Below are 18,403 nucleotides of genomic sequence, written 5' to 3'. Positions count from 1 at the left end.
AAATTTTATTGACCACTACAGATTACTTAAGCTCTATTCATGAAAATATTCTAGATGAGTACCGAGAGGAAGTTCAGCTTCTAGCATCTAGCAAAATTGATGGTGTTATAACTACTAACTGGGATCATTTACTAGAAGAAACTTTTAAAGATTTTTCAGTCTTTATTGGTCAAGATGGATTGTTTTCTAGTCGTAACCATGGCGTTGCTGAAATATATAAAATTCATGGTTGCTCTCAAGAGCCAAATAGTTTGGTTTTAACTGCTGAAGACTACGGAAAGTTTAGAAAAAAAAATCCTTATTTATCTTCAAAATTACTTACTATATTCATAGAGCATCCAATTATTTTTCTAGGTTATTCATTAACAGATCCTCATATTTTAGAAATACTGGAAGAGATAGTTAAGTGTTTTCCAGCTGATAAAATGGGGACATTAAGAGAAAATATTATTTTCGTCGAGTTTTCACCGGGCATTGAAGAGCCAGTAATAACTGAGTCAATAATATTAAAAACATTACCTGTGAAATTAATCAGAGCAGAGTGCTATAAGCCAATTTTTGAGGTTTTATCTGAAGTTAAAAGGCGTATACCAGCACATATTTTTAGACGAATTAAAGATGAGTTATACGATCTAGTCATCACCAACGATCCCAAAGGACAACTATATGTAAAAGAAGCAAATGACTTAGACAATAATGAAGGTACTCCAGAGTTTGTTGTCGGATATGGTGCTATCAATCAGGTTAAGAAATCCGCAGAAGTTGCGGCTCGAGGAATGATTGGTCTGAACCGAGAAGATATTATAAGAGATATAATCTTTGATAATGGTGACTATGACCCTAATACAATTTTGGAAACAGTTTTCCCTAATCTTTTAAAGAGTTCTCAAATTAATATGCCAATATTTAAATATTTAAACCAGTCGGGAAGAATAGGCGAAGATGGTACTGTTAATTGTGAGGGCTTATGTGCAAGACTAAAAACTAGGGTTGGCTACAGCATAGACCGTTATGGTTCTGAGAGTGAACGTGAACGCTCAAAGAAAATTGATGAGGTGATTGAGGGTATTTCTGAATTATATAAGTCGGTTGATACTAACCTATTTCTCAGAATGGCTGTATTTGTACCACCTGAAAAGATGGATCTTATAGAGTTTCAGAATATACTGAAAGTACTCGTAGATTCCGACCTCAATTCAAATAATAAAAGTAACTTTGTAAAACTAGTTTGTGTTTATGACCAGTTAAAATACTCAAAGAGATATAAGTTTTAAAGTTTGGCCTCACTTTTATTGTCATTTATACGCTTAACTTTAAATATGGGGAAATGGGTTGTGGCACAAAATGAACCTAAGGGGTCAAATCCTGACTTCAGATATCATAACTTTAGTTGACCTACAATCATTGATTAAACGAAACTAATTCGTTTAATTTTAGTTGTGTTCTTTATCTTCACATCCTCTGTTTTACATTTCTATGCGCAATAGCTGTGGTTGTGTTGTATGAGCTAAATTTACTACTATTTTCAACTGCGATGTTTTATCGTGTTGCACAATATTTTTTAAGGGATGACTAAGATATGGCAAGGCCTATTTCAGTAGATAACGCTGAACATTATAACTGGGGCGATAATTGCGATGGCTGGCATTTGGTTAAAAGTGAGCAGTTGAGTGTTATTCAGGAGCGGGTGCCGAGTGGGGCGTGTGAACAAGTACATAAGCACAATATAGCAGAGCAATTCTTTTTTGTGCTCAGTGGGCAGGCTACTTTAATAGTCGACTCAGTGACTCATGTATTAAACGCTCAGCAGGGGTTGCATGTGCCCGCGGGAGTTGTTCATCAGCTATGTAATTATGGCGATGTTGATCTTGAGTTTATTGTTACCTCAACCCCGCCAAGTCATGGTGATAAGGTGCTTGTTTAACATACTATGGCAAGTACGGTATTGTTAAATAAAAAAGGAAGCTGAGGCTTCCTTTTTGGTGTGCGTATTCTATTTTAACGATTTAAACCCTAAGCGCCTGGGCCACACTCCATACAGTGGTTAATGATTTCTGGGCCAAATTTAAGTTTGGCGTTTAAATCACGAAGGGCAGTGCGCAGGCCTTCTTCAATCACAGGGTGATAAAATGGCATATCAAGCATTTGCGGTACGGTCATTTTGTTTTGTACTGCCCATGCTAATAGGTGGGCTATGTGCTCTGCTTGTGGGCCTATGAACTCTGCGCCGATAAATAAACCAGTGCCTTGCTCTGCATATACACGCATATGACCTTTGTTTTTTAACATTACACGGCTTCGGCCTTGGTTTTCAAAGCTTACTTCACCGACTTCAAAGCAACCACAATCACCTAATCGCTGTGTTATTTGTTTATAGCTTTCACCTACCATGGCAATTTGTGGGTCGCTAAATACAGCGGAGATAGGCGCACGGCGCAGGCCAGTTTGAACATGAGGAAAACGCCCCGCATTTTGCCCTGCGATAGTACCTTGGTCGCTTGCCTCGTGTAAAAGTGGGATCATATTACTGGCATCCCCGGCAATAAATATATTTGAATCGCCACATTGCATGGTGTACTTGTGAGCAACAGGCACGCCGCGTTCATCAAGTTTAATGCCTGTGTTTTCGAGGCCGAGCTTGTCAGTGTTTGGTATGCGACCAGTGGCAGCTAGTACATAATCAAATTGTTCTGTGTGCTTTTGACCGTTTTTATCTTCAAAGGTAAGTTGTGCTTTATCGCCCACTTTTTTCATGTCAGAAACGTTTGAGTCGGTATCAACAAAAAACTCTTCAGCGAATACAGTATTAGCATAATCTTTAATAACAGGGTCGGTAATGGGGCCTATTGCGCCGCCTACACCAAATAGCTTTACCTTAACGCCTAAGCGGTGTAATGCTTGGCCTATTTCGAGGCCAATAACGCCGGGGCCAAACACGGCAACGGATTCTGGTAGGTCTTGCCAATCAAATACGTCGTCGTTGATGATGAGCCTATCGCCAAAGTTATTAAAGGCGCCAGGGTATGCTGGGCGCGAACCTGTAGCAATAACAAAACGCGTGGCAGTGATTATTGTGTGGTCGTCAATTTGAACTCGGTTGGTATCCAAAAACGTTGCATAGCCACGAATTTTATCTTCGCTGGGGATGTCATCGACGGCCTCAACAACAAAGCCAACAAAACGGTCACGTTCATTACGTACGCGCGCCATGACTTCAACGCCGTTGATTGTAGGTTTTGAGCTGTGTACACCAAAAGCGGGTGCGGTTTCGATTGAGTGAGCAGCCTCAGCTGCAGCAATTAATAGTTTACTAGGCATACAACCTACACGGGCACATGTTGTGCCATATTGGCCTGCTTCAATCATTAGTACGTTAGGCGTGTGTTGCTTTGCGTTACGGTATGCGCTTAAGCCTGCTGTACCGGCACCAATTACAACAACATCTGTGGTTAATTCTTTCATCGTGGTGTCCTTGTGTGATACCAATTTTATTAAAAAACTGGCTTTCAAAATAAGTTAATAAAATGGGTACGTTAAAGGGTGAAAGTAGGGGCATGAATGCCCCTAATTATGTGCTTAAATGATTACTTAATTAAGCAAAGTATTTTTCTAAATCGTCAGAGCCACCAATGTGTTTTCCGCCGATAAATACTTGTGGTACGGTCTCGCGGCCTGAAATAGCTTTAAGGCTTGTTAGTGATGCACCTGCACCCATAGTGATTTCTTCAAACACGAGGCCTTTTTCTTCAAGTAATGCCTTTGCTTTTGAACAGAACGGGCAACCTGGTTTAGTAAAGATGCTTACAGCTTCAGGCTTTACTTGCTCAGGGTTGATGTAATCTAGCATGGTATCAGCGTCAGACACTTCAAACGGGTCGCCTGGTAAGTCTGGTTCGATGAACATTTTGTCAATCACGCCGTCTTTAACCAGCATTGAATAGCGCCAGCTGCGTTTGCCAAAGCCTAGATCATTTTTGTCTACTAACATGCCCATGCCGTCAGTAAATTCACCGTTACCATCGGGCAATAAAGTGATGTTTTGTGCTTCTTGGTTTTGGGCCCATGCGTTCATTACAAAGGTGTCGTTTACTGATACACATACTATGTCATCAACGCCGTTTTGCTTTAGTACACCCGCAAGCTCGTTATAGCGTGGTAAGTGAGTTGATGAACACGTTGGTGTAAATGCACCTGGTAGTGAAAACACAACGACAGTTTTACCTTTAAAAATGTCATCCGATGTAACTGATTTCCATTCATCGTTTACGCGAGTTGCGAATGTAACTTGTGGAATTGTTTGACCTTCAATATTGTTTAACATGTTTTTAGTTCCTCTTGATTTGTTGATAGCCATTATGTCGTGAAAGTTATAATAGCTCCAATCGTTTGTTTGTATTAATATGATAGGTATTAACTATCATTAAGGCGTGTTATGAATTTAAAAGATCTTGAATATGTTAAAGCGGTTGCTCACTTCAAACATTTTCGTAAAGCGGCTGATGCATGTTTTGTTAGCCAGCCTACGTTAAGCGGGCAAATCAAAAAACTAGAACAAGAGCTTGGCGTAACCTTATTTGACCGTTCTACCAAGCAAGTTACCCTAACTACACACGGTGAACGTTTGTTGCCGCAAGTTGAGTTAGTGCTAGAGCAGGCTAAAATTTTAAAAGAGCAGGCGGCAACATCTGATACACCATTACAAGGTAGGGTAAAAATAGGAATAATCCCAACTATTGCCCCTTATTTGTTACCCACGTTACTTACCTCAATGAAAGAAGCATTTGCCGAGAGCCAGTTCACTTTTGTTGAAATGCAAACTCACACTATCTTAGCCGCGCTTGATAGTGGTGAAGTTGATATTGCGATATTAGCAGATGTGCCTGAACTTAAGCTTTATCATACGGTTAATTTATACAAAGAAGATTTTTTAGTGGCTTTGTCATTGCAAAACAAGTTGGCTAAGCGCGGTAAAATAGCGCTAAATGAGTTAAAAGCATGTAACTTATTAATGCTTAGTGATGGGCACTGCTTTAAAGATCAGGCGCAACAATTTTGCTTTGCAGCTGGGGTTGATGTTTCTAGTGAGTATCAAGGCAATAGTTTAGAAACATTACTGGCATTAGTGGCAATGGATGATGGTGTAACGTTTGTGCCAAAGCTTGCGTGTGTCGATCGCACAGGCATTGCTTACTTACCCATCTTTCCGACTCAACAACGTTCGGTTGTGATGGCATCTCGTAAGCACTACCCACATTTAGCTGGTGTTGAATTATTAGCTAAATGGCTAAGCGAACACCCTGTTTTGTGCCAGCAACTAACTAAAGCGCTAGATTAGCCAGTTCAACAACATCGTTTATTTGAATATTAGGCAGTGGTTGTTTATCAATACTTTGTGCAATAGCGCTTTGCTGATAAACCTGCTGAATTTGAACCTGATTGAGTGTGGTAATCATGTTTGGCATTTTATTACCCGCGGCATCCGTTAAGTAATTGTGGTGGGCTACGTTTAGTATTTGGCCTTTTTCTATGCCGTGTGCTTTACCTAAATTAATAACCAATTTATCGTTTTCAATATGCAGTATTTTGCCTTGGGTTTCTAGGCAGGCCATGGCAGCTTGTAAATCGTAGCTGAGTGTTTGGTTTATATCTGTTATGGTTTGTCCGTAGTCAGATCCCCAAAAGTTTTCGCTGTATACATCGATACGGTCTGTTTTTTCAAATGGCCAAATACCTTTTCCGCGATAGCTTTTTTGCCATAGGCGTTCGTATGTGGTGCCATCAAATAATACAAAGTCGATGTTGTAAGCGCGTTGGTAACTTTCATCTTGCCAAAAAGCATAATCGTTATTGAGTTTTTCACTATTCGATATATCCACAAGCTGGCTTAATAATACGTATTGCGAGTTGCTGCGTGTGGCAATCTCTTCAAGTAAAGCATTGCTGTAATCGTATTGTTGTGTAAAAAACTCACCAACGCGAATTGGAAAGTTAAAATACGCAGTAGGGCGTGTACTGATAGGCGAATTACTCAGTGTTTTATATAAGTTTTCGCTGCTTGCTTTGCTAATGTCAAAAATTTGACCCAGTTTGGCTTGTTCACGGTGCTTGAGTTGCGTTTGGGTGATAGCTACAAACTTATTAAAACTGCTTGCTGGACACTGTTCCTGTTGCGGAAATATGTCTAACCGTAGGGTGACAGCAAATTGATCACCACGGCGGTCTTCACTGATCATTTCAATTTTTTGAATTTCACCATGGCTGTTTATTTTTAGTTGGTCTTGGGTGAGAACGCCATCGACCAAGGTTTGCATAGAGGTTACGCGGGCTCCCGAAAAAACCAGCGCTTGAGTTATCGCATCTTTTATTGCAACTGACTTAGCTCGTGAAATGTCGTCATTTTGAATGTTTGCATGACCTGTGGACTCAAACCATTGTGCATAGGACGCTGAGCTTACACATAAGGTAAGCCATGTAGCCGCACTAAGGGCACAGTTTAAAAGTTTGTTCATCGCTAGATTCCACGCTAATGTATTTTTCAATTAACTTACATACGCAAGGAATATACCAATAGTTACAAGGTGTGAATATATCATGGCACTAATCATGCATTGATAGAAGTCATTATTTTTGTAGTTTAATGTGGGTCTTATGCGTACAACACTTTTTTTTATAGCAACAGTGAGCTTAGCTGGTTGTAGTAGCGTTTTTGATAAACATGTTCAGTATAAATACGTTGAGCCTGATAGCTACCCTGTATTAAAGGCTATTGGTTATGCGCCTATAAGTGCTCAACCTGGAAACAATGATACACAGCGCTCATTAATGGCATTAAAAGCATCTAAACTCGAAGCATACCGTGAGCTTGCTGAGCAAGTGTATGGGCAAAAGATTACCGCAGGAACGACTGTAAAGGGTAGCATCGCGCAAAACGATCAATTACAAAGCCAAGTCCAAGGCATTATCAAAGGTGCGCAAGTTATTAAAAGTTACCCAGTTGGCGACAGTTATGCTACTGAGCTGAGACTGGATATGAAACGTGTACACGATTTATATATTGGTGAGATCAAACCACGAGAAGTAAAAAAAGTGACTTACTATTAAGCAAATTAAAAATCCAGTAAATAACTAAAGTGCTAACAGGGGGGGTTAACGTGCTCAATGTGAGCGCTGAGGTTTAAGCTTTTAGGTTGTGAACTAACGTACTACTGCCATGAACAACACTACCACCTTGGTCATAAGTCATCGATGTCGGAGCACCAATCAATATATCCTTAAGTTGCTTAACGCTTAGTTGCGCTTGATGAGCAGCATGCGCATTAATGTCATTCTTCTTTTTACAGGTTTCTAGTTGCGAGCGAACAGAACTGATTAACTCTTCTACCTCATCTGACTTTGCATCATTTGAATTAAGTAGCGTACTGAGCTCTTTATCGAGTGTCTGGATTGTATTTAAAAAGGATAACTTTTGCTTTGCAATGTCTTTAAGGCCATCACCACGACGTGATGCAATTGCCGTAAGTTCATCGTCAAGCACTTCAACCAGTGATGCCAAGCAATTTAACTGCATGGTGAGTTTTGATGCAATTAGACTGTTGTGATCAGCCATATACATCAAACTCGAACGCTGCAATATTCTTAGCTAGCTTTTCAGCATCAATTTGGTATTTACCTTCACTGATCGCTTTTTTAAGCTCTGCAACTTTGTTGCTATCAAAACCAGAAGATTGCTGTGCTTTGTCTTGTAGTGATTTCAATTGTTGAGCTTGTGGCGTTAAGCTAACCGAGTCTGCGGTTGCCTTAGGCGCAGTTGTTTGAGCTGTATTTGCATTATTGTTTTGCAAATCAACCTTTTGCTGTTTGGTGTTAGCCAGCACATTAGCCTGTTGCTGACCTTTATTTACTTGGCTTACCATGATTATAACCTATACAGAATCCAACACATGCCTATTTATCGGCATCTATGTTTAATACTTTAGCATAAATTTGAAAATTTAAATATTAACCTGCACAGACTCAACACCGTCGACACGGGCATTTAAAACTTTCCCTGATTTCGCATTTTTAACTCTTACCTGCTCACCTAATGTACCATCTTCGAGCGCTAAACCGGAAGTTTTTATTTTTAAACCGCGTATTGTCGCAACAATACTGACGCTATCGCCTTTACACACCATGCATATTTGGCTTAAAACAATCGGTAAACCACTACGAATATTCCGTTTGCTGCGGCTGCCAATGAGGTGCTGTGTGTCTTGTACATGCTGCACTCTAACAAAATGTTTTGGTTTCATCTCTACACTGAGGTGGTGCGCCTGAATGACCTCTCCACGTGATAAGTGCTCTGATGCAACAACCATGGGGGCTAGCTCAACTATTCTAACATGTACGTATTGGCTCCAACCTTGAACATCTTCACAGCTAAGCTGCACAGTAACTTGTCTATTAAATGGGGGCTCTGATGGTGTATTTAATTGCAATGCTTTTTCGCAGTACCGATCAGCAATGCGGCTGTCTAAATCAAGTGTAGTTACTTGAGTAAACTCATCACTTTTAGGAGGAAGCTGTTGCTTAATGTATGAAGCTGCTAACGTTTGAAGTTTTTCTTTGCTATACATTTGCCCATACGCAGGTGAAACCACGCATAAGCTGGCAAGAAAATAAAAAACATTGTATCTTCGGCTTTTATTTAACAAACTCATAATGTTTCGACTATGCTTATTGTTGAAAACAGGGTATAAATATTTAGCGTCAAATTTTAGACGCTCCCGCAATGTTATGTAGCTTTATTAGAAGAAAGCAATTATTGTTCCGCTTATTAAAAGCTTTCTTTAGGAGATTGAAATGGCAGGCATTTTAGACTCAGTAAACCAGCGAACTCAGCTGGTTGGGCAAAACCGTCTTGAATTATTATTATTCAAACTTAAAGGGCGGCAGCGCTTTGGTATTAACGTGTTTAAAGTGAGAGAAGTACTGCAATGCCCTCCTTTAACAAATATGCCTAAATCAAATTCGTATATTCGAGGCGTTGCGCATATTCGTGGGCAAACTATTTCAGTGATTGATTTATCAATGGCAGTGGGCGGCCCTGCAATTGAAAATATCAAAGACAGTTTTATTATCATCGCTGAATATAACCGTTCCGTGCAGGGTTTTTTAGTCGGTGGTGTTGAGCGTATTGTGAATATGAATTGGGAAAAAATTATGCCACCACCATCTGGTGCTGGTCGGTATTCATATTTAACAGCGGTTACTGAAATCGAAAACGAACTGGTTGAAATTCTTGATGTAGAAAAAATATTAAATGAAATTTGCCCGGTTAACACAGAAGTTAGTGCTGATATTGCTAATGATGGCGAAATTCAAAAAGACTTAGGTGAGCGAATAGTGTTTATCGCAGATGATTCTGCTGTGGCGCGTAATCAAGTTAAGCGAGCGCTTGAGCCGTTAGGTGTTCAAACAGAACTTGCTAAAAATGGTAAAGAAGCGCTTATTCGATTAAAAGAAATAGCTAAGCTTGATTGCAAACACGACATTACTGAACGTGTTGGTTTGTTGATTTCTGATGTTGAGATGCCTGAAATGGATGGTTACACCTTAACCGCAGAGATTAAGGCTGATCCAAAGCTTGCACCTTTACATGTTATTCTTCATACATCTTTGAGTGGTGTTTTTAATCAGGCGATGATTGAAAAAGTAGGTGCCGATGACTTTATTGCTAAGTTCAATCCAGATGAATTAGCAACTGCGGTGAAAAAGTGGGTTCATTGTGACTAATTCGAACAGGTGGTGTTACTTTGGAAAATAAGCATTTACAGCAGGGCGAATATGATCAGTTTCGCACGTTTTTAGAACAGCAGTGCGGTATTGTTTTAGGTGATAATAAGCTTTATTTAGTAAAAAGCAGGCTGGCACCTTTGATGGTGCGTTTTAAGGTTGAGTCTCTTTCTGAGCTTGTAAGTAAAACACTCAGTCCTCATGAGCGTCAGCTTAGAGCTGCCGTGGTTGATGCGATGACCACAAATGAAACCTTGTGGTTTAGAGATCAGTATCCATTTGATTTATTACAAAGCAAATTATTTCCAGAGCACAAAGAGCTTAGACGCCCGCTAAAAATATGGTCTGCTGCGAGTTCTTCTGGTCAAGAACCCTATTCAATAGCAATGTCTGTTGCTGAGTTTCAAGCAAAGCAGCCTGGTGTATTGAAAATGGGCGCGCAAATCATTGGTACAGATATATCTAACACTATGCTAGATATGTGCAAGCATGGCGAGTACGACTCGCTTGCGTTGGCACGTGGGCTTTCTGCTGAAAGACGTAAAAAGTTTTTTAAAGATACTGGCAACGGCATGGCTCAAGTTACTGATCCAATCAAAAAGCTAACGAGTTTTAGGCACCTTAACTTGCTTGATTCTTATGCTTTGATGGGCAAGTTCGATATTATATTTTGCCGCAATGTGTTGATTTATTTTTCGCCTGAAGTCAAAGCGAAAATTATTGCGCAATTTGCTCAAGCTCTGAACCCAAAGGGGTACCTTTTCTTAGGTGCCTCAGAGTCTATGTCTGGCTTAAGTACTGAGTTTGATATGGTGCGTTGTAACCCCGGTATTATTTATCAAAAAAAGTAAACTGACCTTACTGAACAATGTTGGTTTCTAAATAACGGCGCTTTTCTGCGCCGTTTTCTTTTATAAATTAGTAGTTTACTCCTACCTTTATGTTGTCAATTAAACTGGCTCATCTTTTGCATTAATCAACCCAAGTCAAATTTTTGGAGATGGTTATGGCTATCAGTTTTGATAAAGCATTTGGGGTGCATCCCCATGCAATGTTGATCCGTTCTCAACGTGCCGAATTATTAGCAACCAATATTGCCAATGCTGATACGCCTGGCTACAAAGCAAAAGATGTCGATTTTGCCTCTGCCTTAAAAGCGGCAAAAAGCAACCAGCAGGGCGGCAATAACATGGTAACGACCAATGCAAAACACATCGCTGGTGGAAGCCGCTATGTAGGTAACGCAGAAATGTTTCGCTCGCCAAATCAAGCAGATACGGGTGATGGTAACTCAGTGGATATACAGGTGGAACGAAACTTGTATACACAGAACTCATTAGAGTATCAGGCAAGCCTGCAATTTATGAGTGGTAAAATTAAAGGCCTTAAAAAAGCCCTCGGTAGTCAAGGAGCTTAAGCATGAGTTTATATAACGTTTTTGATATTTCAGGTACCGGTATGAGTGCACAGAATGTGCGCTTAAATACAACAGCCAGTAACATCTCGAATGCTAATACTATTAGCTCAAGCCAAGACAAAACCTACCGGGCACGCCACCCAGTGTTTGCTGCAGAGCTTACAAAAGCTTCAGCATCACAAAGCAATATGCAGGGTTCGTCTGTTGGCGTTAAAGTGTTGGGTATCGTAGAGAGCGATAAACCATTACAGATTGAATATAACCCTAATCATCCTAGTGCGGATGAAAATGGTTATATCTATAAACCTAACGTTAACGTAGTAGAAGAAATGGCTAATATGATTTCTGCCTCACGCTCTTATCAAACAAATGTGCAAGTTGCAGATGCAGCAAAGCAAATGTTAAGTAAAACACTGTTGCTTGGGCAGCGGTAATTGAGGAAAAGTTATGAGTAACGATATCAGTGCAACGTCGTCGACTTATCTAGATTCGTTAAAGTGGCAAGATAAACAAGTTTCGACTGAAGAAAAGAGTGATGAGTTAACACAAGAAGATTTCTTTTCCTTGTTAACACAGCAGCTGTCATTTCAAGATCCAAGCAAGCCAGCTGACAACGATCAAATGATTGCGCAAATGACCAATTTTACTATGGCAGAAGGTATTTCAAACCTTAATAGTAACTTCCAATCACTTGCAGCATCGATGACATCTAATTCGGCGTTACAGGCTTCAACTTTAGTAGGCAAGCAAGCATTACTTGAATCTGATTCGCTAGATTTAGCAGCTGGTAGAGATGCTAAGGGTACTATCGTTGCCCAAGAGCCCGTAGAAAATTTAACGTTACGGATTGAAGATTCCTCAGGCCAATTAGTTCGTACAATTGAATTTGGTTCACAACCTCCTGGTGCCGTGCGCTTTGAATGGGATGGTAAAAACTCTGAGGGTGAAGAATTACCCGATGGTGAATATACCGTAAAAGCAGAGGGTCAAATGGGAGGGGATTTCACGAGTTTACCCATTGCAACTTTCAAAAATATTGAAAGCGTAAATGTTAATGGTGCCAATGGGATCATTATTAATACTAAAGAAGGTGCGGTTAGGCTAACTGATGTAGCAGAAATCGCGTAAAAATTAATTATTAGTTAGCCTTCTTTCGGCTACACATTCATAAATTAGAGGTGAATTATGAGCTTCAATATTGCACTTACAGGCATTGCAGCCGCTCAAAAAGATTTGGACGTAACAGCAAATAACATTGCTAACGTTAACACAACTGGTTTTAAAGAGTCGCGCGCTGAATTTGCAGATGTGTATGCATCATCTGTATTTAGTTCGGGTAAAACAAAAAATGGTGATGGTGTTCAAACCACTATGGTTGCGCAACAATTTCACCAAGGGTCACTTAAGTTTACTCAAAACTCGCTTGATTTAGCGATTACAGGTGAAGGTTACTTTGCTATGAGTGAAGACTTAGGCGCACAGGATTTTACTTACACTCGTGCGGGTGCATTTAAGTTAAACCAAGATAACTTTATCGTTGATGCTAAAGGTAACTTTTTGCAGGGGTTCCCTGTTAATGAATCAACGGGTGACACGACGTCGGTAAGTTTAAGTACGTCTTCTGCACTACAGATCCCAGATTCGTCAGGTTCACCTCGTGCAACAACAAACGTTTACAGCTCATTTAATCTAGATTCGCGTTCAACTGCGCCATCAATTACGACTTTTGACCCTACGGTGAGTGCATCATACAACAGCTCAACATCAACAACAGTATTTGATTCACTTGGTGAGCCGCATGTATTACAGTTTTTCTTTGTGAAAACCGATGCCGCTGTGACAGGTAACGAAAATGAGTGGCAAGTTCATGCAACACTCGATGAGAAAGTGTTTAATCCAGCGGGTGCTGAAGAAACAGCCCCTCCATATACACCAATTTCTACCTTTCAATTTGATGCCAGCGGTTTACCATTAAACACAGACGGTACACCTAATACAGATACAACTTTCAATCCGATAGCGATCCCTGGCGGCGGTGGCGGTGTAGCGGGTTTATCAGATTTATTGACGAACGGTGCTAGTTTCCCTGATGACGTTGAAGTAAATTGGCGTGATGAAGCGGGTACTGCGAATAAAATCCCTACCCAGTATGCGAGTAACTTTGAAGTGAAAGCGCTTGACCAAGATGGTGCGACAGTTGGGCGCTTGGCAGGTATTGATATTGGTACAGATGGTAAGGTTGTTGCGTCATACAGTAATGGTGACACTTCTTTCTTAGGCCAAGTGGCTATGGTTCGTTTTTCTAACTCACAAGGTTTAGCACAAGTGGGTGACACGGCATGGAAGAAAAGCTTAACGTCAGGTGAGCCAATTGCTGGTGAGCCAGGTTCAGGTACGTTAGGTTCAATTAATTCATCAGCGCTAGAGCAATCAAATGTTAATTTGACTAATGAACTGGTAGACCTAATTAGTGCCCAGCGTAACTTCCAGGCAAACTCACGTGCACTAGAAGTTAACTCTACACTACAACAAAATATCTTGCAGATTCGTTAATAGCTTAGCGCTTTACTGCATTGCAATAATCCGACACCGAGGCTGCCCTTTATGGCAGCCTTTTTTGTATCTTAGATTTAATAAAGGTGGTGTCAAATTATTGTGGCACTTATTTTGCATTTATACTTAATATAGATTTTTATCGCGAGTCGATGTTATGGATAAGATGGTTTACATTGCAGCGTCAGGGGCTAAGCAGAGTATGCGGGGCCTTGCGCTCAAAGCAAATAACTTAGCAAATGCTAACACCACAGGCTTTAAGGCCGACTTTGCACAAGCAAGGTCAATGCAAGCATTTGGTGAAGGCCTCCCTACACGTGTGTTTTCTATGCAAGAACGACCAGGTTCTAACATGACTTCGGGCGGCGTTGTTGAAACTGGCCGAGACCTTGATATTGCATTTAGTGATAAAGGTTGGTTAACCGTTCAAGATGCTTCAGGCAATGAAGCCTACACTAAAGTGGGGACGTTAAATATCACGCCAGATGGTGCGTTAGTAACAAGTCACGGACGCCAAGTAGTTGGCGCCGGTGGTCCCATTATTTTGCCATTGCCAGTGGAAAAGGTGGAGTTTAGTGATGATGGCTCAATTCAAGTAAGGCCCCAAGGGGCGCCGGCAAACTTTTTAGAGGTGGTTGATCGTCTAAAAGTTATTGAAGCTAATAACAGCCAGCTAGAAAAAGGCAATGACGGTCTATTTAGACCAAAGCAAGATAAATTAGTTGATGACCTATGTGGATTTTGTGAAATATCGCAAAACGTCAAAGTTATGAGTGGCACCTTAGAAATGTCTAATGTGAATCCAGTGCATGAAATGGTCGATATGATAAGCCATCAACGCCAATTTGAATTACAACTTAAGTTAATGAAAACAGCAGAAGAAATTGACGAACGTCATACCCAGTTGCTGCGCATTGTTTAACCTAATTGAGAGGACATTAGTATGAATCCTGCATTGTGGATCAGTAAAACGGGCTTAGATGCCCAACAAACCGATATATCGGTGATCTCAAATAACTTAGCCAATGCCAGTACCATAGGGTACAAAAAAAGCCGTGCAGTATTTGAAGATTTACTTTATCAAAATATAAACCAACCTGGTGGGCGTTCATCGCAAGATACTGAAATGCCATCAGGCTTAATGCTTGGTGCCGGTGCAAAAGTTGTCGCAAACCAAAAGAACTTTTCTCAAGGTAACATGCTTACTACTGAAAACTCATTGGATTGGATGATCTCAGGCCCTGGGTTTTTCGAAGTGCTTCAGCCTGACGGAAATATTGCTTATTCTCGTAATGGCCAATTTACCACCGATGAAGATGGTCGAATTGTTACAGCTGGCGCAGGTTTTCCTGTGCAACCTGAGATGAACGTACCTGACGATGCACAATCCATTACAGTGTCGCAAGATGGTGAGGTCTCAGTCAGTATCGCAGGCCAACCAGATAATGTGGTTATTGGGCAATTGACAATCAGTGACTTTATTAATCCATCAGGCCTTGAGCCAGTTGGGCAAAACCTTTACACCGAAACGGCTGTTAGTGGCGCACCAGTTCAAGGTAACCCTGGCATTGATGGCTTAGGCGCGATTGTGCAAGGTTCACTTGAAACATCGAATGTTAACGTGACAGAAGAGCTGGTGAACTTAATTGAAACACAGCGTATTTATGAAATGAATTCAAAAGTGATTTCAGCGGTTGATGAAATGCTTAGCTATGTTAACCAACAGCTTTAAAGTGTAAGGGGTTATGTGATGCGTACTTTTATTATTGCCTTAAGTGGTGCATGTTTATTGAGTGGTTGTGTAACGACACAAAATACCCATGTGGTTCAAGACGATCCTTACTATGCGCCAATGTACCCAGAGCCAGTTACAGAACAAATTGTGCCTACAGGGTCATTATTTGACACCTATTCAGCCAATGATCTCTACTCAGATAAAAAAGCGTTAAGAACAGGCGATATAATCACTGTTAAACTTCAAGAGTCGACGCAAGCATCGAAAGCGGCGAAAACAGAAACTGATAAAGAAAGTAATGCCAGCTTAGACCCCGTTATTGGTCTTGGTGGCTTACCAGTCAATATTGGCAATGAAAGTATTCAATTTGGTGTTGGTTCGGACTCCTCATTTACAGGGGATTCAAAGTCGAATCAATCTAATAGCTTATTTGGTGATATTTCTGTCAATGTGATGCGTGTCTTACCTAACGGTAATCTAGTTATCCGTGGTGAAAAGTGGCTTACATTAAACACGGGTGAAGAATTTATCCGTTTAGAAGGGCTTGTAAGGCCTCAAGATGTAACTGCCGACAACACGGTGACCTCAAATCGAATTGCCAACGCACGTATCCAATACTCTGGTAAAGGGCAAATGCAAGAGACACAAAGCGCCGGCTGGCTAACTCAGTTCTTCAGTAGTGCGTTATTCCCTTTTTAAAGGAAAGTGGTTATGAACGGTTTTAAAGTTTTTTTAAGTATTTGCCTACTCTGTTTGCATTTTGGTGCCGCTGCAGAGCGCATTAAAGACGTTTCAATGGTTGAAGGTGTAAGAGCAAATCAGTTAATAGGCTATGGCTTGGTTGTTGGTTTACCGGGCACAGGCGAGCAAAGCCGCTTTACTGAACAAAGCTTTAAAGCCATGTTAAATAGCTTTGGTATTACTATGGCTAGTAATTTAAAACCAAAGATAAAAAATGTTGCTGCGGTGGCTGTACATGCAGAGCTTCCTCCTTTTAGAAAGCCAGGCCAAATGATTGATATAACTGTGTCGTCAATTGGTAGTGCTGGTAGTTTACGCGGAGGTACATTACTGCAAACATTCCTAAAGGGGGTTGACGGTAATACGTATGCAATAGCACAAGGCAGCTTGATTGTAGGCGGTTTGGGAGCAGAAGGAGCCGATGGCAGCCGAGTTGTAATCAATACACCAACAGTTGGCCGTATTCCAAATGGCGCAATTATTGAGCGGGCAATTAAAAGTCCTTTCATGCAAGGTGATTACATTACGTTTAATTTAAATCGCCCTGATTTTACTACCGCGAAACGTTTAGAACAGACAATTAATGATTTAGTTGGCCCTGACAGTGCTCAAGCAATTGACGCTGCTTCTATCCGTGTTTTAGCGCCTCGTGACGCATCTCAACGCGTGGCGTATTTATCAACACTTGAAAATTTAGAATTCAAGCCTGCTGATACGTCGGCTAAAATTATTGTTAACTCACGAACGGGCACCATTGTTATTGGTAAAAATGTGAAGTTACAACCTGCGGCTATTACCCATGGTGGGCTTACGGTTACGATAGCGGAGCAACAAAATGTATCGCAACCTAATCCATTAAGCGAGGGTGAAACGGTTGTAACCAATCAAACAATTATTGATGTTAATGAAGATGACTCACGTGCATTTGTATTTAACCCAGGTGTAAGCCTTGATGATTTAGTGAGAGCAATTAATGAGGTTGGCGCCGCTCCTGGTGATTTGATGGCAATTCTTGAAGCACTCAAAGAAGCAGGTGCTATTAATGGCCAACTCGTTGTTATTTAGTTTTAGGCACTCCCTTAGTTTTGAAAACTAAGGGAGTGACGTGCTCTATCAATCTAAGTTTTTAGACTCCTCAACTTCCCACTCTTTTTTAGCTTTGGCGCAAATATTGCATTATTAATATCATTATTAATTATTGTGTCAAAAAGCTGATGGATACTAATCACCTCGATAAGCAAAACTTTTTTGATTTAGGGAACTTAGACTCATTACGTCAAAGTGCCTTAAAAAGTGATGCCTCTAGTGACACTTCCAAAGATGCGCTAAAACAAGCCGCTGCACAGTTTGAATCTATTTTTACGCAGATGCTGCTTAAAAGTATGCGTAAAGCTAATGATGCGTTTGAGGATAAAAACAGCCCATTTAATTCAAGCGGCGTAAAGTTTTTTGAAGAGATGCATGATCAACAACTCTCAGTGGAGTTGTCTTCAAATGGTTCTTTAGGTCTTGCTGATTTAATAGTTCAGCAGCTTTCTCCTGATGGGAAAAAGTTCACCCCAGGCTCGGTACTTCGCTCGGTTGATAATTTTACCAGCGATAAACGTGCATCAGGTGTGTCGAATGATTCACTGACAAACAAAAATGATATCGCAACGAATGCATCTGATAAAAACGAAGGGGCGTTTGATGATGCAGAGTCATTTATTAGCACCGTGTGGGAGCATGCAAAATCAGCAGCTGAAAAAATAGGATTAAATCCTGCCGTAATGGTTGCGCAGGCTGCACTTGAGACTGGTTGGGGTAAGCATATTATTAACAAAGCGGATGGCAGTAGCAGTAACAATCTGTTCAATATTAAGTCAGATCGCAGCTGGGATGGTGCCAAAGCTAGCAAAGTCACGCTTGAATTTGAACAAGGTATGCCAGTAAAAAAACAAGCAAGCTTTAGGGCTTACGACTCAATTAAAGACAGTGTGAATGATTTTGTCGATTTTTTAAATGAAAATCCACGCTATCAAGAAGCACTCGACAATACAGCAAAACCTGCTGCCTTTTTAGATTCCTTACAAAAAGCAGGCTATGCAACTGACCCCAATTACGCTGATAAAATTAAGCAGGTTCTCAACAGATCTGATCTTAAATCACTGGCAGCTACATTGGTTCGCCAAGGAGTAAACTAA

The 18,403-nt window shown here is 40.7% G+C and carries 21 protein-coding genes; 15 read left to right on the top strand and 6 right to left on the bottom strand.

What is annotated here, in order from left to right:
* On the top strand, nucleotides 1-1,274 hold a 1,274-nt coding region (locus tag CSC79_RS16255), incomplete at its 5' end, for an SIR2 family protein (protein WP_099296800.1).
* Nucleotides 1,275-1,579: 305 nt separating this feature from the next.
* Nucleotides 1,580-1,924, top strand: coding sequence for a cupin domain-containing protein (locus CSC79_RS16250; RefSeq protein ID WP_099296796.1), 345 nt, complete (start codon nucleotides 1,580-1,582; stop codon nucleotides 1,922-1,924).
* Nucleotides 1,925-2,013: 89 nt separating this feature from the next.
* Here CSC79_RS16250 and CSC79_RS16245 read toward each other — a convergent pair whose 3' ends face one another.
* Nucleotides 2,014-3,462, bottom strand: coding sequence for a dihydrolipoyl dehydrogenase (locus CSC79_RS16245; protein WP_099296795.1), 1,449 nt, complete (start codon nucleotides 3,460-3,462; stop codon nucleotides 2,014-2,016).
* A 130-nt stretch (nucleotides 3,463-3,592) separates the two neighbouring features.
* Nucleotides 3,593-4,321 (bottom strand): glutathione peroxidase, encoded by a 729-nt coding sequence (locus CSC79_RS16240; protein ID WP_099296794.1) that lies wholly within the window; start codon nucleotides 4,319-4,321, stop codon nucleotides 3,593-3,595.
* A 111-nt stretch (nucleotides 4,322-4,432) separates the two neighbouring features.
* Here CSC79_RS16240 and CSC79_RS16235 point away from each other — a divergent pair, with 111 nt between their 5' ends.
* Complete coding sequence (locus tag CSC79_RS16235; protein WP_099296793.1) at nucleotides 4,433-5,335, top strand: LysR substrate-binding domain-containing protein; 903 nt, start codon at nucleotides 4,433-4,435, stop codon at nucleotides 5,333-5,335.
* Here CSC79_RS16235 and CSC79_RS16230 read toward each other — a convergent pair.
* Nucleotides 5,319-6,509 carry a flagellar assembly protein T N-terminal domain-containing protein gene (locus CSC79_RS16230; RefSeq protein ID WP_099296792.1) on the bottom strand — a complete coding sequence of 397 codons (1,191 nt, stop codon included), beginning with the start codon at nucleotides 6,507-6,509 and terminating at the stop codon, nucleotides 5,319-5,321. The two genes, CSC79_RS16235 and CSC79_RS16230, sit on opposite strands and share 17 nt — an antisense overlap.
* A 139-nt stretch (nucleotides 6,510-6,648) precedes the next feature.
* Between CSC79_RS16230 and CSC79_RS16225 the strand changes: the two genes are divergently transcribed.
* Complete coding sequence (locus tag CSC79_RS16225) at nucleotides 6,649-7,101, top strand: LPP20 family lipoprotein (protein ID WP_099296791.1); 453 nt, start codon at nucleotides 6,649-6,651, stop codon at nucleotides 7,099-7,101.
* A 73-nt stretch (nucleotides 7,102-7,174) separates the two neighbouring features.
* On the opposite strand, the gene CSC79_RS16220 is transcribed toward CSC79_RS16225, so the two are convergent.
* From CSC79_RS16220 to flgA, 3 genes are all read right to left on the bottom strand, one after another.
* On the bottom strand, nucleotides 7,175-7,606 hold the full coding sequence (locus CSC79_RS16220) for a flagellar protein FlgN (RefSeq protein WP_099296790.1): 432 nt from the start codon (nucleotides 7,604-7,606) through the stop codon (nucleotides 7,175-7,177).
* Entirely contained in the window at nucleotides 7,599-7,913 is a 315-nt protein-coding gene (flgM, locus tag CSC79_RS16215; RefSeq protein WP_099296789.1) for a flagellar biosynthesis anti-sigma factor FlgM, read from the bottom strand. Before flgM ends, CSC79_RS16220 begins: the two co-directional genes overlap by 8 nt.
* 78 nt (nucleotides 7,914-7,991) lie before the next feature.
* Nucleotides 7,992-8,699, bottom strand: a complete 708-nt coding sequence (flgA, locus tag CSC79_RS16210) for a flagellar basal body P-ring formation chaperone FlgA (RefSeq protein WP_099296788.1) — start codon at nucleotides 8,697-8,699, stop codon at nucleotides 7,992-7,994.
* Nucleotides 8,700-8,841: 142 nt separating this feature from the next.
* Here flgA and CSC79_RS16205 point away from each other — a divergent pair, with 142 nt between their 5' ends.
* From CSC79_RS16205 to flgJ, 11 genes are all read left to right on the top strand, one after another.
* Nucleotides 8,842-9,774, top strand: a complete 933-nt coding sequence (locus CSC79_RS16205) for a chemotaxis protein (protein WP_099296787.1) — start codon at nucleotides 8,842-8,844, stop codon at nucleotides 9,772-9,774.
* Nucleotides 9,775-9,794: 20 nt separating this feature from the next.
* On the top strand, nucleotides 9,795-10,625 hold the full coding sequence (locus tag CSC79_RS16200; RefSeq protein ID WP_099296786.1) for a protein-glutamate O-methyltransferase CheR: 831 nt from the start codon (nucleotides 9,795-9,797) through the stop codon (nucleotides 10,623-10,625).
* A 155-nt stretch (nucleotides 10,626-10,780) separates the two neighbouring features.
* Complete coding sequence (flgB, locus tag CSC79_RS16195) at nucleotides 10,781-11,191, top strand: flagellar basal body rod protein FlgB (RefSeq protein ID WP_058559715.1); 411 nt, start codon at nucleotides 10,781-10,783, stop codon at nucleotides 11,189-11,191.
* Between the two features lie 2 nt (nucleotides 11,192-11,193).
* Complete coding sequence (gene flgC, locus CSC79_RS16190; RefSeq protein WP_058559716.1) at nucleotides 11,194-11,625, top strand: flagellar basal body rod protein FlgC; 432 nt, start codon at nucleotides 11,194-11,196, stop codon at nucleotides 11,623-11,625.
* 13 nt (nucleotides 11,626-11,638) lie between these two features.
* Nucleotides 11,639-12,319, top strand: coding sequence for a flagellar hook assembly protein FlgD (locus CSC79_RS16185; protein ID WP_099296785.1), 681 nt, complete (start codon nucleotides 11,639-11,641; stop codon nucleotides 12,317-12,319).
* 57 nt (nucleotides 12,320-12,376) lie between these two features.
* A complete protein-coding gene (gene flgE / locus CSC79_RS16180) occupies nucleotides 12,377-13,744 on the top strand; it encodes a flagellar hook protein FlgE (RefSeq protein WP_099296784.1) in 1,368 nt (455 codons plus the stop codon).
* A gap of 157 nt (nucleotides 13,745-13,901) precedes the next feature.
* Nucleotides 13,902-14,666, top strand: coding sequence for a flagellar basal body rod protein FlgF (locus CSC79_RS16175; RefSeq protein ID WP_099296783.1), 765 nt, complete (start codon nucleotides 13,902-13,904; stop codon nucleotides 14,664-14,666).
* A gap of 21 nt (nucleotides 14,667-14,687) precedes the next feature.
* Nucleotides 14,688-15,476 (top strand): flagellar basal-body rod protein FlgG, encoded by a 789-nt coding sequence (gene flgG, locus CSC79_RS16170; protein ID WP_099296782.1) that lies wholly within the window; start codon nucleotides 14,688-14,690, stop codon nucleotides 15,474-15,476.
* An 18-nt stretch (nucleotides 15,477-15,494) separates the two neighbouring features.
* On the top strand, nucleotides 15,495-16,178 hold the full coding sequence (flgH, locus tag CSC79_RS16165; RefSeq protein WP_099296781.1) for a flagellar basal body L-ring protein FlgH: 684 nt from the start codon (nucleotides 15,495-15,497) through the stop codon (nucleotides 16,176-16,178).
* A gap of 12 nt (nucleotides 16,179-16,190) precedes the next feature.
* Complete coding sequence (locus CSC79_RS16160; RefSeq protein ID WP_099296780.1) at nucleotides 16,191-17,285, top strand: flagellar basal body P-ring protein FlgI; 1,095 nt, start codon at nucleotides 16,191-16,193, stop codon at nucleotides 17,283-17,285.
* A gap of 149 nt (nucleotides 17,286-17,434) precedes the next feature.
* Entirely contained in the window at nucleotides 17,435-18,403 is a 969-nt protein-coding gene (gene flgJ / locus CSC79_RS16155) for a flagellar assembly peptidoglycan hydrolase FlgJ (RefSeq protein ID WP_099296779.1), read from the top strand.

Source organism: Pseudoalteromonas sp. 3D05, assembly GCF_002723455.1.
Lineage (GTDB): Bacteria > Pseudomonadota > Gammaproteobacteria > Enterobacterales > Alteromonadaceae > Pseudoalteromonas.
The sequence above is the reverse complement of the archived record's forward strand: the minus strand, read 5'-3'. Positions and strand labels throughout refer to the sequence as shown.

Coding starts and splice junctions, on each gene's coding strand:
- CSC79_RS16250 (WP_099296796.1), top strand. CDS start 1,580: ATGGCAAGGCCTATTTCAGTAGATAACGCTGAACATTATAACTGGGGC.
- CSC79_RS16245 (WP_099296795.1), bottom strand. CDS start 3,462: ATGAAAGAATTAACCACAGATGTTGTTGTAATTGGTGCCGGTACAGCA.
- CSC79_RS16240 (WP_099296794.1), bottom strand. CDS start 4,321: ATGTTAAACAATATTGAAGGTCAAACAATTCCACAAGTTACATTCGCA.
- CSC79_RS16235 (WP_099296793.1), top strand. CDS start 4,433: ATGAATTTAAAAGATCTTGAATATGTTAAAGCGGTTGCTCACTTCAAA.
- CSC79_RS16230 (WP_099296792.1), bottom strand. CDS start 6,509: ATGAACAAACTTTTAAACTGTGCCCTTAGTGCGGCTACATGGCTTACC.
- CSC79_RS16225 (WP_099296791.1), top strand. CDS start 6,649: ATGCGTACAACACTTTTTTTTATAGCAACAGTGAGCTTAGCTGGTTGT.
- CSC79_RS16220 (WP_099296790.1), bottom strand. CDS start 7,606: ATGGCTGATCACAACAGTCTAATTGCATCAAAACTCACCATGCAGTTA.
- flgM (WP_099296789.1), bottom strand. CDS start 7,913: ATGGTAAGCCAAGTAAATAAAGGTCAGCAACAGGCTAATGTGCTGGCT.
- flgA (WP_099296788.1), bottom strand. CDS start 8,699: ATGAGTTTGTTAAATAAAAGCCGAAGATACAATGTTTTTTATTTTCTT.
- CSC79_RS16205 (WP_099296787.1), top strand. CDS start 8,842: ATGGCAGGCATTTTAGACTCAGTAAACCAGCGAACTCAGCTGGTTGGG.
- flgB (WP_058559715.1), top strand. CDS start 10,781: ATGGCTATCAGTTTTGATAAAGCATTTGGGGTGCATCCCCATGCAATG.
- flgC (WP_058559716.1), top strand. CDS start 11,194: ATGAGTTTATATAACGTTTTTGATATTTCAGGTACCGGTATGAGTGCA.
- CSC79_RS16185 (WP_099296785.1), top strand. CDS start 11,639: ATGAGTAACGATATCAGTGCAACGTCGTCGACTTATCTAGATTCGTTA.
- flgE (WP_099296784.1), top strand. CDS start 12,377: ATGAGCTTCAATATTGCACTTACAGGCATTGCAGCCGCTCAAAAAGAT.
- CSC79_RS16175 (WP_099296783.1), top strand. CDS start 13,902: ATGGATAAGATGGTTTACATTGCAGCGTCAGGGGCTAAGCAGAGTATG.
- flgG (WP_099296782.1), top strand. CDS start 14,688: ATGAATCCTGCATTGTGGATCAGTAAAACGGGCTTAGATGCCCAACAA.
- flgH (WP_099296781.1), top strand. CDS start 15,495: ATGCGTACTTTTATTATTGCCTTAAGTGGTGCATGTTTATTGAGTGGT.
- CSC79_RS16160 (WP_099296780.1), top strand. CDS start 16,191: ATGAACGGTTTTAAAGTTTTTTTAAGTATTTGCCTACTCTGTTTGCAT.
- flgJ (WP_099296779.1), top strand. CDS start 17,435: ATGGATACTAATCACCTCGATAAGCAAAACTTTTTTGATTTAGGGAAC.